The following is a 15206-nucleotide window of genomic DNA, read 5'->3' as shown; positions in this document are numbered from 1 at the left end:
ATGGCAGCAAATAAATTAAAATTCCAGAGTTTTAGGACGAATGACCTCGTTAATGATGGTGGTAAGCAATTTGAACTAGGGAAATCCTGGTGTGATGATTTTTTCGAATTTGACAAGACGTTACCCGAAGTTGTTGTGAACCTTAAGTTCAAAGCAATACAAGCGGGTCATGTGTCATTAAATGACAAAATCATTGAGCTTAAGCTGGCCGATGTTTCTACACGCGGCGACAGAAAGGCATACGTAAATGGTAATAATGGGATGTCACAAATTAAGGACTTCTTTATCAATGACCTGCATTTGACACCAGATAACAATCTAACAGACTATTTTGCAATTTACAAAGTATCTGAGTTTGATTACTTCTTATACTTTGTACCATCTATATTATATAAAAACTTCCTTCAGTTTTTCAGATCTGTTTTACCAACTGTTTCTGTAAATCATGACAAAGAGTATTTGGAAACTGATGTAAAGAACTCACTGCAACAAATCTTCTATGGTGCTCCCGGTACAGGCAAGAGCCACAAGATAAAGGACGATGAAAGCGTGAAGGCAGCAGCCGAAAAGAATTTGGTATTCCGCACTACGTTCCACCCCGATAGTGACTACTCTACGTTTGTAGGTGCGTACAAGCCTACAACGATGGACGTACAAGTGACCACACTCATAGGGAAAGAGGCTGTGCCTGTGAAGAATGCAGACGGGACGCCAAAGACAGAGAAGAAAATTATCTATGAGTTTGTTCCTCAGGCCTTTCTGCAAGCGTATGTTGCAGCATGGAACAATCCAGACGAAAACGTATATCTTGTAATAGAGGAAATCAACCGAGGCAACTGTGCTCAGATTTTCGGTGACTTGTTCCAACTTCTTGACAGAGACGATAATGGAGAATCGGAATATCCTATAATGGCAGATAGAGACTTGGCCAAATATCTTAGCGGAAAAGATGAGGAGGACGAGAACAGCAAGGGTGCGCTGAGCAACAAAGAGGGCATAAAGGACGGCAAGTTAAAACTCCCCAAGAACCTCTACATATGGGCAACGATGAACACCTCTGACCAGAGTCTATTCCCTATAGACTCTGCCTTTAAGCGCCGTTGGGACTGGGAATACATGCCAATTGGATATAAGAATAATACTTGGACAATAAAGATAGGAACGAAAGAATATAACTGGGTTGATTTCCAAACAGAAATCAATAAAAAGATATATGGTATAGATAATTCAGAAGACAAACAATTAGGCGACTACTTTGTCAATGCTGACCGAACAGGCAATGAAATTTCTTCCGACACCCTGTTGAACAAGATATTGTTCTACCTATGGAATGATGTCTGCAAGGATGACCCTGATATAATTTTCAAATGGGTTGACGACAAAGACAATAATAAAGAGAAGAGTATAAAGTTCTCGGAATTCTTCTGCGAAAAGGCCGAGAAAGAGAGAAAACTTCAAGGCTTTATGGCGTTCCTGGAAATTAATGTAAAGACTAACGAAGAGGCCGATGAACCAAATGATGACAATTCCGATAAAGACGGAAAAGAATTCAGTTATAATGGAACTGCAGCTTCTATGCGAGAGATTGCCGCTTTTGTTGTATCAGACTATGCTAAAACTAATAGCGGGATGAACGCACAGCAAGTGAGAGATTATTTTATTGAAACGTTTAAAGGTATAGGAATAGCCCATATCGTGGAAACAGAATCCGAATACCGAAAACGTGACGGTCAATCCTCACAGGAGAGAACAGTTAAATCGGTAACAATTCCTAATGGAGAAATTATATACGTCAGCACACAATGGCGTGCAGGAAAAGAATCTGATAATTTCTATCAGTTTATGAAAATAGTCAACGAAAAGGGCTTAGGCACAATTAATTCGCTTTAAATCTATTATGCTTCTCTTTATAGAAGGTTATCCATATAGACTCGACCACAAGATTCGTGAAGACCTCACAGTCGAGGAAGCTTTGGGCGGTGTAGTTTCGCACTTCAACAAGAAGGAAGAATACTATCGCCCTGAGTATGTGGGTTATTGTTACAGCAAAGCAGCAGAGGACATGATTTTCTTTCTGCCCAAGGTGGTGCTTACAGGAGAGCAGAAGGAGGATAAAACATCGGACACTATTTTCGGTGCAGAGCCAACGGAGATTATTGATTTTGAGGCTAGTGATCTAGAAAAGAAGTTCAGTGAAGGCGAAGGCAATAAATACAAGGATTTCCTCTCTGAACTCTCTATATGGATTTACCGTACCATCAACGTTTACAAGAAAGACAAGGATGAGAACATCCTTGAACCTCGCGAGATTCAGAGCAAGAGCACAGGACGCAAAATAAAGGCAAGAACTCTGCTTGATGTCATCATCGCCCTGCGCGATTTCAACCGCCACAACCAAGACTATCTGACTTTCATCGTGAAGAATGTGCATAGCGGTTTCAACAAGATACATTGGACGAAGACCATTTGTAAAAGCCAGGCTGTCATTACGAATGGTGCACCTGTATATCTTGACCCTGTAAACAAAAAGAAGGTGGTGAATTTTGATGAGGAGTTGCTTGTCATCTATTTCTCCATCCTTAACTACATTCAAGAGGTTCACGGATTCCCGTTTGTTTTCAACATCAATTATAGCCTTATCCCGACAAAAGTTCTTAAAAACAAATACATCGCCAAGAACTTCGGCACTCGCCGACTGCGTCAGATTAAGTATAAGTATTTCTCCGACAAGGCCTTGAGAATATGGGAGTTGTGCTATGCCTTCTTCGACCGCGAACACAAGATTTCGATGAAAGTGCCTGAGGATGACTACTTGTTGGCAAGAAACTTCGAGCACATCTTCGAGGTAATGATTGACAAACTGGTGAGCGGTGAGGAGAAGGAAGATCTTCCAGATGAACTTAAGGACCAGAAGGACGGAAAATTGGTTGATCACATGTACATAGACAACGGTTTGCTTGTAAAGTCTGACTTGGAGAAAGAATTAACATACTACATCGGCGATAGTAAATACTATAAGAGAGGAAAAGACGGAAAAGTAAATCTTGGAGAGAAATCCATCTACAAACAATATACCTATGCACGAAATGTGATTCAATGGAACTTGAATATGTTCCTTGGGTTGCAGAAAGCGAAAGAAGATAACAGTCAGCCTCAATTGCGTGATGACTTGACCGAAGGATACAACCCTATTCCGAATTTCTTTATCTCTGCCCATATACCAGATAAGGAGCACAGTGAAGAAAACAAGTTTCTCTCATTTGAGGATGACTCGTTGCATAACGAGGAGAACATCCAGTTGAATCGACAGTTTGAAAACCGCCTTTTCGACCGCGACACGTTATTGCTGTGCCATTATGACGTGAATTTCCTATTCATCGTGTCACTCTATGGGCGCGACAACAAAAAACGTCAGGAAGAATGGCGTGAAGTTGTGAGAAGGGAATTCCGCAAGAGTATCCAACAAACATTGAACAAGCTCTACTCCTTCTCTATCCTACAGCCCCTTGCTGGCAAGGACTGCTATGGTTACATTAAAGAGAACTTCCACAAGCTGAATGGAAAGATTTACCGCCCTCATAAAAATGGCAATTACCTCATCCTGGCGCTGATGAAGAAAGAGGCAAAAAATGTGCCCAATATATTTGGTACATATACTGAAGGCGAGATTGAAACCAATGAAGCCTTGAAGAATGCTTTAAAGGGGTATTTCGATGTGAGAGATATCGAAGAACTGAAAGAGGATTTGGCCATCGAAGGCATCCCTAATGTTGGTACTCTTGAGAAGGACACAATGTTCCCCCATGACGATGATATGGTTTTGCTCATTACGAAAGAAGGCGTCAATTTTAATAATGCAATCCAACAGATTCAAGAAACAAAGAAAGTGGGCATTGCATTGAAGATGGATGGTGCCGTCCTGCAACTTGTAGAGGGCTTCACCAAGGCTCGTTATCTGATAATCCACAATAAAGGAAATAAACATAAAGTATATGGCTTCGACGGAAAAGGTCCAAAACTCATTCCTGCCGATGCAGCAGAACCCATGGTTGTCACGAAGAAAGGAGAATCCTTGTACTTAGTGTACCAGATTGACACTCGACTTAGGTTCTATCTTGGAGAATTGGATTTCTCTGGGGTCATTAAAGGGGGCGAAGGGTATAACCCTCAGTTGTTGCCTTTGGATAAACTCTTGAAAACAGCTAATAGGCAAAAATAAAATAGTATGAAAAAACTTAAAGATAGTTACGATATACGTCTTCGCTGCGCCACATGTGGCTGTGAGGATCAGTTTGAGTACAATAATGACAAATCATACATCAAATGTACATTTTGTAACAAAGAATACTTTGGTGGTATTGAGGAACTGAAAGAACTCAACCAAGATGCCTTTGATGAAGTCAAAGAAAAAATGCAGAAAGATGCTACATCTTACATCAAAGATCAGTTCAAAAAGGCTTTCAGAGGGAACAAACATATCAAAATAAAGTAAATATGGATTGGGTTGAATGTGTAAAAGATTGGGGCGGACTGATTCTTTCTACTTTAGGAATAATTGGTGGTTTTTTTGCATACTTGCGACATGACCACAAGTTGAAGTTACAAGAGAAATGCTTGAACGATCTTCAAATTCGCCAATTGCATAAAGCAGAATCGAGAGAACTTCAGGCAGATATTAAGTGTAATGCGTATAGAAGAGAGTCAAATACAATCGTTAGGATTGTAAATGCGGGCCCTGCTGACGCATCGAATGTAAGAGTTGAAATACTTGGCCAAGATAAATTAGATGGGTTAATCTTCTTTCATGAAAACTGGGGACCATACGATTTAATCAATGCAGCAAACAGTGTTGAGGAAAGGATTGCTTTGTGTGAAGGGCATGATGAATTTATTAAGTTGAAAATTGTATGGGACGATGACTTCTGTAAAGATCGAGAAACAATTCTCAATGTCCAATTATCTTAAAAGCGATAACGAAGAATGAACAGACTTGTCATCATAGGAAATGGATTCGACATAGCACATGGACTCAAAACCAGTTATATGGATTTCATTAACTGGTATTGGGAAAAGAGGTTGAATGCCCTTTTGATAGAGAAGACTCCAACCTCTGAAGATTGCTTATGTAAGTTGGAAATAACGAATACAAAAGATTGTTCAAGTTGGTTAAATTTCTTCTTTTTCAATTCTTATAGGGACTTGATAACTAGAGATTGGAAGTTTCCACCTCCAGAGATAATAAATGCTATCAGGGAAAATACTGATGACTTTCGTGTATCATGTTCCAGATTCTTTGAGACAATCCTGCAATCAATAGAAGCAAGAGGTTGGGTTGATATTGAAAACGACTACTATAACCTTTTGAAGAGGTGTATAGAAGATGCTGACTGTGGCTATACCGTGAAGGAACTAAACGAACAACTGGCTTTCATACAGGAAAAGTTGGTAGAATACCTTCATACCATCAGCTCAAACCAATACATCAAAGAGCTACATGATGCCATGATAACGTTCTTCGACCCAGCTGATTTCTCAACGGAAGGTAGAAAGAAAGCATTGGATAACATCGGGCTTGACATTAAGAGCTATGAAGAGGTGGAGTCTGATTTTGAGGAACGGAACAAGCTGAGACCTGAGCGTATCATGCTTCTGAGCTTCAATTATACGGCAACCGCCAAGAATTACAACAACTTCAACATTGAACACAACTTCATTCATGGCGACCTCGAACACCCGGAGAATATCATCTTCGGCTATGGAGATGAATTGGATAGGCACTATCAAGACATTCTCGAAAGGAACGACAATGAATTGTTGAAGAATGTCAAATCTGTGAAATATCTGGAAACAAGGCATTACCATGATATGCTGGAGTTCCTGATGGCAGCTCCATTCCAGGTGCTGATAATGGGGCACTCATGCGGCAATTCTGATAGGACTTTGCTCAACACCGTCTTTGAGCATGAGAACTGCGTTTCTATAAAGTCCTTCTATCACAAATGGGCAAATGGTAGTGACAACTATCTGGAACTTGTACAGAATATCTCACGCAACTTCACCAACATGCGGATGTTCCGGGACAGGGTTGTGAATAAGGAGCAATGCAAAACAATGTAAGATTAGCATTTAGGGATTAAAACAACAATTATGACAGACGTTCATACTTCACAACAACGCCACGCCAACATGGCTGCCATACACGGCAAGGACACGAAGCCGGAGATGGTAGTGCGAAAATGGTTGTGGGGGCATGGTTTCCGCTATCGGCTGAACCATCCAAGACTGCCAGGGAAGCCTGACATCGTGATGCGGAAATATAGGACTTGCATCTTTGTAAATGGGTGTTTTTGGCATGGACACGATGTGCAGTTGCATACCGTACAAATTGAAAATTCCGAGTGTTGCAAGATTCCGAAGACGAATCGTGACTTCTGGGTAGCAAAGATTCGGAGGAACCAGGAGCGCGACCGAGAGGTGCAGCATCAACTCGCTTCAATGGGATGGCACTGCATCACGATATAGGAGTGTGAACTGAAGCCGAAGACAAGGGAAAAGACGCTGGAATCACTGGCATACACGCTCAATAGGATTTTCCTCCAAGACCATAGTATCAGGCAATATGTAATTCCAGAAGATACTCCTGTGATGGCTGCTGAAGACATAGGCTGCTGATAGTGGGGGGGTGTTGCTTTTTGCTCGTTATAAAACAAAAATCCCCTGCAAATTATTGATTTGCAGGGGATTACCTTTTAATCTTAGTACCCAGACCCGGGGTCGAACCGGGATGGGTTGCCCCACTGGTGTTTGAGACCAGCGCGTCTACCGATTCCGCCATCTGGGCTTTTGACGGCTGCAAAGATAAGGATAAAATCCGAACCGACAAAAAAATAGAAGAAAAAACTCTAAAAATCTTGTTGTATTCGTGGATTATGTGTATCTTAGCCGTGTTAATCTGAAATGTATATGGAAACAAATAGCAGCGGGAAAAATTTCTGCGTGATTCTGGCTGGTGGAAAGGGTCGCAGGCTATGGCCCTGCAGCCGTGAGAAGATGCCCAAGCAGTTCATGGATTTCTTCGGAACGGGGCGCACGCAGCTGCAACAGACGTTCGACCGTTTCTCTAAAATCATACCTCCCGAGCGTATTTATGTGAGCACGAATCAGGTTTATGCGCACTATGTGGAGGAGCAGCTGCCGGAGTTGCCGGTGGAAAACATCTTGGCAGAGCCGATTTATCGAAATACGGCGCCGAGTGTGGCGTGGGCATGTTATCGTATTTATCACCACGACAAGGATGCTAACATCATCGTTTCTCCGTCGGACCAGGCTGTGTTCAACGAAGAGGCTTTTCATGAGAATGTGTTGAACTGTTTTGACTTCGTGAAGAAGAACGACTGCCTGTTGACGATGGGCGTGAAGCCCACGCGTCCGGAGCCTGGATATGGGTACATTCAGCTGGGCGAACCTACGGAATTGGCGGACTTGTATAAGGTGAAGTCGTTCACGGAGAAGCCCGAGCGCGATTTTGCGCGGATGTTCATGGAGAGCGGCGAGTTTTATTGGAATACGGGTATCTTCCTGACAAAGGTGAGTTATCTGTTGTATTGTTTTCGGCAGATATTGCCGCTGGTGCTCAATCCGGAGGATGTCTTTACGATGGAGGACGAGTTGGCGTTTGTGAAGGAGAACTTCTCGCGCTATCCGAACCTCTCTATCGACTACGGCATTTTGGAGAAGTCCGACAACGTGTATGTCTTCCGTTGCGACTTCGGCTGGGCTGACCTCGGCACTTGGCACTCCATCTACGAGGCGATGAGCAAGGGTGACGGTGACAATGTGGTGCTCGATTCGGAGGTCATCTTTGAAGACAGTCGCGACAACATCGTGAAGTTGCCTCATGGGCGTGTGGCAATCATCAATGGGCTGGACGGCTATATCGTGGCAGAGGAGGACAATGTGCTGCTCATCTGCAAGAAGGGCGACTCGTCGGCGCTTGTGCGCAAGTATGGCAGTGAGGCGCGGATGCGCTACGGTGACGATTTCGTGTGATGTGCGTTCGGCGGATTTCCCGTTGTGCCAACTGCCCGTTTCCCGTCAATCCGAAGTTGTATATTTATACATAGGCAGACGTTTCGTGTGTCTGTCTGCAAACTGCTGTATATCAAGGCGTTAAGTATGGCTTTCCAAAAGTTCAACTTTTAGCGTGCAAAAGTTGAACTTTTAGGAGGTGAAAGTTGAACTTTCAGGAGCCAAAAGTTGAACTTTTGAAAAGCGAAAGTTCAACGGTATATTTATACGCCCTTTTCCGCATGTTTATGCAGGTGTGATTTGTGGATTTTCTTTGTTTAATTCACACCCGTCCGGATGGCTTCCGCAGTCTGTCGTGGTGGGCACGAAAAAAGGCGGATGGGTCCCGTCGCAGGGTCATCCGCCTTCTTTATATATATAATAATGTGTAGGCTACATGACGCCTATCCACCTCAGCACGTCGTTCAGGTTGGCGACGACCATCAGCAGGACGAGGATGGCGAAGCCGACATATTCGGCGCGTATCATGAATTTCTCGCTGGGCGGTCGGCGGGTGATGATTTCGTAGAGCAGGAATATCACGTGTCCGCCGTCCAATGCCGGGATGGGTAGGATGTTCATGAAGGCGAGGATGATGCTGAGGAAGGCTGTCATGCGCCAGAACATCATCCAGTCCCATGTGGCGGGGAAGAGGCTTCCGATGGCTCCGAATCCTCCGAGCGATTTCGCTCCGTCGGCGGTGAACACATATTTCAGGTCGTCCACATAGCCTCGCAGCACGTTGATGCCGTATTTGATGCCTGCGGGGAAGCTCTCGAAGAATCCGAACGACAGTTTGGTCTCTTGGTAGTAGTCGTAGAGATTGCTTTGTCCTACACCCAGCCGGAGGTCTTCCGATAGGATGGTCTTCATCGTGTCAGCCGCCTCGTGTCCCGTGCGTTGATAGACGATGGTGGCGGTGCGTATGTTCATGCTGTCGCGGCTGCTCTTCGCTACTGACATCATGTCTTCGAGTCTGCCGATTTCGTTGGTGAATTCGTTCCACGAGTCAATGCTCTTTCCGTTGATGGCGAGAATCTTGTCGCCCTTCTTCATTCCCAGTTTTGCGGCTGGCGTGTTGGGCATGACGGTGTCGATGTCTGCCGGGATGAGCGGTCTCACGAACGACGGTTCGCTCTGAATCATGTCGAGCAGGTTGAGTTCGCCCGGCAGGTTGACAGCCATCTGCTTCCCGTCGCGGATGATGTCAACGCGTTTGGCGTCGCTGAGCTGGCGGTAGAGGTCGATGTCGAACTTGGTGAACGCTTTCTTTTCAGTGCCCAGCAGGATGTCGCCGTCTTTGAATCCCAGTTTCTTGGCTTCGGTGTTGAACTTCATGCCCATCGTCATGTCCTTCGTCTGGATGTACGAGTCGCCCCAGTAGAAGAGCACCATCGAGTAGATGAACAGTGCGAGGAGGAAGTTGACGAGCACTCCTCCAATCATGATGAGCAGCCGTTGCCATGCCGGTTTCGTGCGGAACTCCCATGGCTGCGGCGGTTGTTTCATCTGTTCGGTGTCGAACGACTCGTCTATCATGCCTGAAATCTTGCAGTATCCGCCCAGTGGGAGCCATCCTATGCCGTATGTGGTGTCGCTTTTCTTCGGTTTCCACTTAAACAGGCTGCCGTCCCATTTCCAGATGCTGGGGTCGAAGAAGAGGTAGAACTTCTCAACGCGCACTCCGAAGAGTTTTGAGAAGAAGAAGTGTCCGCCCTCGTGCAGCAGCACAAGGATTGAGATGGACAACATGAATTGTAATAGTCTGATAAGAAATACTTCCATATTCGTTTATTGTTCTGTTCTTTTTTTATGTAATTAGACGTTATGATTCTTGTTTTTGCTACATGCTTGCCTGTGAGACGTATTCGCCGGCAACCTTCCGCGCCTCCGCGTCGGTTGCGAGATAGTCTTCATACGTGGGATTTTTGATGAAGGCGACGCGCTGCATGGTGCGCGCGATGATGTCGCTCATTTCATGGAATCCGCAGCGGTCTTCGAGGAATGCCCTGTTCACAATCTCGTTGGCAGCGTTGAGCACGCACGGCACGTTTCCCCCCTTGTGTATGGCGTCGAAAGCCAGTTGCAGGCAACGGAAGCGCTGCAGGTCGGGCTCGAAGAACTCCAACGGGGTCTTGAACAGGTCGAGGCGTGGCTGCGAGAGTGTGAGTCGCTCGGGGAAGGAGAAGGCGTACAGGATGGGGAGGTGCATGTCGGGGATGCCCAGCTGTGCTTTCACTGCTCCGTCGCGGAACTGCACGGCGCTGTGTACGATGCTCTGCGGATGGACGAGCACCTGGATTTTGTCTGCCGGAACGTCGAACAGCCACTTCGCCTCAATCACTTCGAAGCCCTTGTTCATCATCGTGGCGCTGTCAATCGTGATTTTTGCGCCCATGTCCCATGTGGGGTGGCGCAGTGCGTCTTTGGCTTTCACGTGTTCCATCTGCTCGTGCGTGAATGTGCGGAACGGACCTCCCGAGGCGGTGAGCAGAATCTTCTCTATCTCGTTGTCGCCCTCTCCGACGAGGCTTTGGAAGATGGCAGAGTGTTCGCTGTCAACGGGGATGATGGGTGCGTGGTTCTCTATTGCTAGTTGGCAGATGAGTTCGCCCGCCACGACCAGCGTCTCTTTGTTTGCCAGGCAGATTTTCTTGTGTGCCTTGATGGCTCTGATGGTCGGCGGGAGCCCTGCAAATCCCACCATGGCGGTGAGCACCATGTCGATGGGGTCGGCCTCCACGATTTCGTCGAGCGCCTGTTTCCCTGCATATATCTTGATGTCCGGTTCGTCGGCAAGCAGTTCCTTCAGCCGGTCGTAATGCTGTTCGTTGGCTATGACGACGGCGGCAGGATGGAATTTGTGTGCCTGCTCAGCCAGCAGTTCCACACGGTTGTTTGCCGTGAGTGCATACACCTCGTAGCGGTCGCTGTGTGATTCAATCACGTCGAGTGCCTGTGTGCCGATAGAGCCGGTCGAACCGAGTATGCATATCTGTTGTTTCATCTGTTTCTTCTTTATAAATCTAAAATGCCGTCGGGCAGTGTGATTTCTATCTCCCGCTGGTCCATGCTGACGCTCTGAATCAGTTCGTCGGATGCGGGAATGAGAATCTCCTCGCCGTCTCTCTCCACGTGGAAGAGTATGTTGATGGTTGAATCGTCTATTGCGGTGATTTCCCCTACCGGTTGTTGTGTGTCTGCATCAATGAGGCTGAAGCCGACAATCTCGTTCCAGCTGAATTGCTGTTCGTTGCCGTCGCTCAGGCTGTAAGGGAAATAAACGTCGCAGTGTGTCAGTTCGCGAGCCCGTTCCTGTGTGTCGATACCTTCAAACTTGACGAGTGCGGCGGAATCGTTTCGGAACCGGTATTCTTCCATGAAAAACGGCACGAGTATTCCGTCCGTCTCGAGCACGAGATAGTCGGCATCCACGCGGTCGAACACGTCGTCGCTGAACTGAAGCGAGACCTCTCCCTTCACTCCGTGCGGTTTTCCGATGCGTCCGATGCGATATACCTGCTCGTGTGTAATCATCTGACCTCCTTGCTTTCTACACGCTGGATGTTTGCACCGAGAGCGTTCAGTCGCTTCTCAATGTTCTCATAACCGCGATCAATCTGTGCGATGTTGTCGATGCGGCTGGTGCCGTTGGCGCTCAGGGCAGCAATCAGCAGTGCGATTCCCGCACGGATGTCGGGACTTGACATGCGCTGTGCACGAAGTCGCTTCTTCTGGTCGTGCCCTACGACCACTGCCCGGTGTGGGTCACAGAGGATAATCTGGGCACCCATGTCAATCAACTTGTCGGTGAAGAACAGGCGGCTCTCGAACATTTTCTGATGGAAGAGTACGCTGCCGCGAGCCTGTGTCGCTACGACGATGAGCACCGAAATCAAGTCGGGTGTCAGACCGGGCCACGGCGCATCAGCCAATGTCATAATCGTTCCGTCGATGAACGAGTCTATCGTGTAGTGCTTTTGCTTCGGAATATAAAGGTCATCACCCTCTACCTTCATCTTCACGCCCAGTCGGCGGAATGCTTCAGGAATGATGCCGAGATTCTGCAGCGAAACGTTCTTGATGCGGATGCCGTCGCCTACCATTGCTGCCAAGCCGATAAACGAGCCCACCTCAATCATGTCGGGGAGCACTTCATGCTCGGCTTTGTGCAAATGCTCCACCCCCTCGATGGTCAATAGGTTGCTGCCGATGCCTGATATCTTCGCTCCCATGCGGTTGAGCATCTTGCAGAGCTGCTGCAAATAGGGTTCGCAGGCAGCGTTGTAGATTGTTGTCGTGCCCTTCGCCATCACCGAAGCCATCACGATATTTGCCGTGCCCGTCACCGAAGCCTCGTCAAGCAGCATGTAGCAGCCTTTCAGTTGGCGTGCCTTGATTTCGTAAACACTGCGTCCTTCCATGTGTTCAAACCGTGCACCCAGTGACTTGAAACCGAGGAAATGGGTGTCCAGACGGCGGCGACCAATCTTGTCACCACCGGGTTTTGCCACCGTTGCCCTGCGAAAACGCGCCAGCAGCGGACCAATCGTCAGCACACTGCCGCGCAGGGAAGAGCAACGTTTCACGAACTCGTCGCTCTGCAGATAGTCGAGATTCAAGTTGCTGGCTTTGAAAGTATAGTCGCTTGGCGCATTTTTCTTCACCTTCACGCCCATGTCTTTCAGCAGTTTAATCAGATTGTTTACATCCAGTATGTCGGGAACATTCTTGATACGCACCGACTCGTCAGTCAACAGCGTTGCACAAATCACCTCCAACGCTTCGTTCTTTGCGCCCTGGGGAACAATCTCACCCTTCAGGCGGTGACCTCCCTCAATGATAAATGACTGCATAGCTACTACCTCCTTCTGCGACGTCTCTCAGCACTGTCCTTCGTAGGAACCTTGTTGAAACGAAAATTGTCCAAATCTATCTGAATCACGCCGTCAGTATAGCGTGCCAGGTCTTCAGCCACCTTCTCGTCGGCAGCCGAGCCCGTACTCCATTGCAGCAGGTTGCGCCGCATCTGATTCGCAGTCACGCGCACCAACTCATCCCGTTCAGCGCCAGCGGGCATCTTCTTCAAGCGGTCGAACATGCCAAACAGGATGCTGCCATAATGGCGCACGGGAATCTCTTTCATCGGATACTCCATCGCCTCAGGCTTCTTCGCCATCTGCAACGCCTGCGAAACATCAAATGGGTAATCAATATCCAGACGGAAATTACTCATTAAAGCCAAGTGGTCCCACAACTTCTGCTCATAGCCTTCGCTGTTTCTGCCCTGAGGAAACGAATGGCGCATCACGTCAATAATACCCTCAGCGGCACGCTGGCGCTCCGCCTTCGTGGGCAGACCGACAGCATAGTCCACCATCTCCTGAATCACACGTCCGTATTCAGGCAAAACCAGTCGCTCACGCTGTGTGTTATAATCCAAACCTTCAATCTTCATATCTCAGTTTAATATTTTGTCTTCAAATCAATTTCTTAGGCAACTTAGCCACAAAATCCTTCAGATAGAACGGCACGAAATAGGCGATATCCTCAAACCGCTCCTCCTTGATTTTCCGTTCCGCAAGCGGAAACATCCATTTAGCCGACGGCTCGATGTCGGCAATATGATGAGCATTCGGATGATTGATGACTTCCATACATTTTCCGGCACCATTACCGAAGAAATAGACCGGTCCCTCGTCCAAGAACTCACGATAGGTATCGGCATCCACTATGTCTGCCTGTACCTCGCGCACCGGATGCAGTGCACGGTCATACACAGCGGCATACACCTCCATGCGACGGGCATCGAGCATCGGACACAACCGGGCGTTTTCGTCCATTTCATCATGGGTGAGCAAAATAGGCACACACAACAATTCAAGTGTCGGGATACCAATCAGTTTCAAACCGCGCCCATAGCAGATGCCTTTCGCCATCGAGACACCGATGCGCAAGCCCGTATAAGAGCCCGGACCACAACTTACAGCTACCGCATCAAGAGGCATACCCTGTGAATCGGCAAACGCCAGCGCCTCGTCAACAAAACGCCCCAACACAACAGCATGGTTTGGACCGGCAGCATCCCGTCGGTCGAAGAGGCAAGCGCCCTCCGAACTGACAGCCACCGAACAGCAATTCGTACTCGTTTCTATGCTCAATATGTTCGACATCAATCAATTTATCTCTGAAATAACGCGCAAAAATACGCATTTTTCCTCGAAAATTCGTACATTTGCAGAAATTTAACAAGATTATAGTTATGATTCAGTCAATGACAGGCTACGGAAAGGCAGTCGTAGCCTACAAGGAGAAAAAGATACATGTGGAGATTAAGTCGCTGAATAGTAAGGCGTTGGATCTTTTCACACGCGTGGCTTCTCCTTATCGTGAGAAGGAAATAGAAATCCGCCAGATGCTTGCACAGGCGGTGGTGCGTGGAAAAGTCGATTTCATGATATGGATAGAGCGAGATGCAGCAGCGGAGATTGCCCCCATCAACGGTGCTGCTGTTGAGCACTATTACAAAGAAATCAAGGCAGTTGCTGAAAAGACAGGCATTCCAGAACCGGCAGACTGGTTCCAAATCCTGCTCAGACTGCCCGACGTGACCGTCAAAAATGAGTTGGAAACACTTGAGGCAGAGGAGTGGGACACGGTGAAACAAGCTGTCGCGGAGGCAGTCAGCCAGTTGAATGATTTCCGCAACCAAGAAGGGGAAGCATTGAAAAAGACTTTCGAAGAAAAAATCGACAACATCCAGCATCTGCTCGAAAGTATTGAGCCTTACGAGCAGTCGCGCGTTGAGAAGATACGTTCGAGAATCACAGAAGGACTGCGCCAGATACCGGAAGCAGAATACGATAAAAACCGGCTTGAGCAGGAACTCATCTATTATATCGAGAAACTGGATATCAGTGAGGAAAAACAGCGGCTGAAAAACCATCTCGATTATTTCCGGCAGACACTCAACGAGCCGACGAGTCAAGGAAAGAAACTCGGATTCATCGCACAGGAAATGGGGCGCGAAATCAATACGACCGGCTCGAAAAGCAACCAGGCGGAGATGCAGAATATCGTCGTCAAGATGAAAGACGAGCTCGAACAGATTAAAGAACAGATACTCAACGTTTTGTAGA

At 47.1% G+C, this 15206-nt stretch carries 13 protein-coding genes, 1 tRNA gene and 1 pseudogene; 8 read left to right on the top strand and 7 right to left on the bottom strand.

Going from position 1 to position 15206, the window contains the following annotated elements:
- The 6 genes and pseudogenes from GRF55_RS10565 to GRF55_RS10540 all read left to right on the top strand — a co-directional run bounded on the left by GRF55_RS10565 (position 1) and on the right by GRF55_RS10540 (position 6672).
- Positions 1-1890, top strand: a complete 1890-nt coding sequence (locus GRF55_RS10565) for an McrB family protein (RefSeq protein ID WP_220368367.1) — start codon at positions 1-3, stop codon at positions 1888-1890.
- Between the two features lie 7 nt (positions 1891-1897).
- The gene (locus tag GRF55_RS10560) at positions 1898-4219 is read left to right on the top strand and encodes an LlaJI family restriction endonuclease (protein WP_220368366.1); all 2322 of its coding nucleotides are present in this window, start codon (positions 1898-1900) and stop codon (positions 4217-4219) included.
- A 6-nt stretch (positions 4220-4225) separates the two neighbouring features.
- Positions 4226-4492, top strand: a complete 267-nt coding sequence (locus GRF55_RS10555) for a hypothetical protein (protein ID WP_220368365.1) — start codon at positions 4226-4228, stop codon at positions 4490-4492.
- A 2-nt stretch (positions 4493-4494) separates the two neighbouring features.
- On the top strand, positions 4495-4965 hold the full coding sequence (locus tag GRF55_RS10550) for a hypothetical protein (protein WP_220368364.1): 471 nt from the start codon (positions 4495-4497) through the stop codon (positions 4963-4965).
- 15 nt (positions 4966-4980) lie between these two features.
- Positions 4981-6117: an AbiH family protein gene (locus GRF55_RS10545; RefSeq protein WP_220368363.1), complete on the top strand. Its 1137-nt coding sequence runs from the start codon at positions 4981-4983 to the stop codon at positions 6115-6117.
- A 30-nt stretch (positions 6118-6147) separates the two neighbouring features.
- A pseudogene (locus GRF55_RS10540) lies at positions 6148-6672 on the top strand (very short patch repair endonuclease).
- An 87-nt stretch (positions 6673-6759) separates the two neighbouring features.
- Here the strand turns inward: GRF55_RS10540 and GRF55_RS10535 are convergent.
- Positions 6760-6841 (bottom strand) — tRNA-Leu (locus tag GRF55_RS10535).
- Between the two features lie 122 nt (positions 6842-6963).
- Here GRF55_RS10535 and GRF55_RS10530 point away from each other — a divergent pair.
- Entirely contained in the window at positions 6964-8049 is a 1086-nt protein-coding gene (locus GRF55_RS10530) for a mannose-1-phosphate guanylyltransferase (protein ID WP_220368362.1), read from the top strand.
- A 411-nt stretch (positions 8050-8460) separates the two neighbouring features.
- Here the strand turns inward: GRF55_RS10530 and rseP are convergent, their stop codons facing one another.
- Genes rseP through tsaB form a run of 6 tightly spaced genes read right to left on the bottom strand, consistent with a single transcriptional unit; the run spans position 8461 to position 14240 of the window.
- Positions 8461-9852: an RIP metalloprotease RseP gene (gene rseP, locus GRF55_RS10525; protein WP_220368361.1), complete on the bottom strand. Its 1392-nt coding sequence runs from the start codon at positions 9850-9852 to the stop codon at positions 8461-8463.
- A gap of 58 nt (positions 9853-9910) precedes the next feature.
- The gene (locus GRF55_RS10520) at positions 9911-11074 is read right to left on the bottom strand and encodes a 1-deoxy-D-xylulose-5-phosphate reductoisomerase (protein WP_220368360.1); all 1164 of its coding nucleotides are present in this window, start codon (positions 11072-11074) and stop codon (positions 9911-9913) included.
- 11 nt (positions 11075-11085) lie between these two features.
- Complete coding sequence (gene rimM, locus GRF55_RS10515; RefSeq protein WP_220368359.1) at positions 11086-11604, bottom strand: ribosome maturation factor RimM; 519 nt, start codon at positions 11602-11604, stop codon at positions 11086-11088.
- Positions 11601-12923 carry a UDP-N-acetylglucosamine 1-carboxyvinyltransferase gene (gene murA, locus GRF55_RS10510; protein ID WP_220368358.1) on the bottom strand — a complete coding sequence of 441 codons (1323 nt, stop codon included), beginning with the start codon at positions 12921-12923 and terminating at the stop codon, positions 11601-11603. Before murA ends, rimM begins: the two co-directional genes overlap by 4 nt.
- Before the next feature lie 5 nt (positions 12924-12928).
- Complete coding sequence (locus GRF55_RS10505; protein ID WP_220368357.1) at positions 12929-13525, bottom strand: DUF4290 domain-containing protein; 597 nt, start codon at positions 13523-13525, stop codon at positions 12929-12931.
- A gap of 22 nt (positions 13526-13547) precedes the next feature.
- On the bottom strand, positions 13548-14240 hold the full coding sequence (gene tsaB / locus GRF55_RS10500) for a tRNA (adenosine(37)-N6)-threonylcarbamoyltransferase complex dimerization subunit type 1 TsaB (protein ID WP_220368356.1): 693 nt from the start codon (positions 14238-14240) through the stop codon (positions 13548-13550).
- A gap of 89 nt (positions 14241-14329) precedes the next feature.
- Here tsaB and GRF55_RS10495 point away from each other — a divergent pair, with 89 nt between their 5' ends.
- Complete coding sequence (locus tag GRF55_RS10495) at positions 14330-15205, top strand: YicC/YloC family endoribonuclease (protein WP_220368355.1); 876 nt, start codon at positions 14330-14332, stop codon at positions 15203-15205.
- The last annotated feature ends 1 nt before the right edge of the window (position 15206 follow it).

The sequence above is a fragment of the Prevotella sp. Rep29 genome (assembly GCF_019551475.1).
GTDB lineage: Bacteria > Bacteroidota > Bacteroidia > Bacteroidales > Bacteroidaceae > Prevotella.
This window is presented reverse-complemented; position numbering and strand designations above follow the sequence as displayed.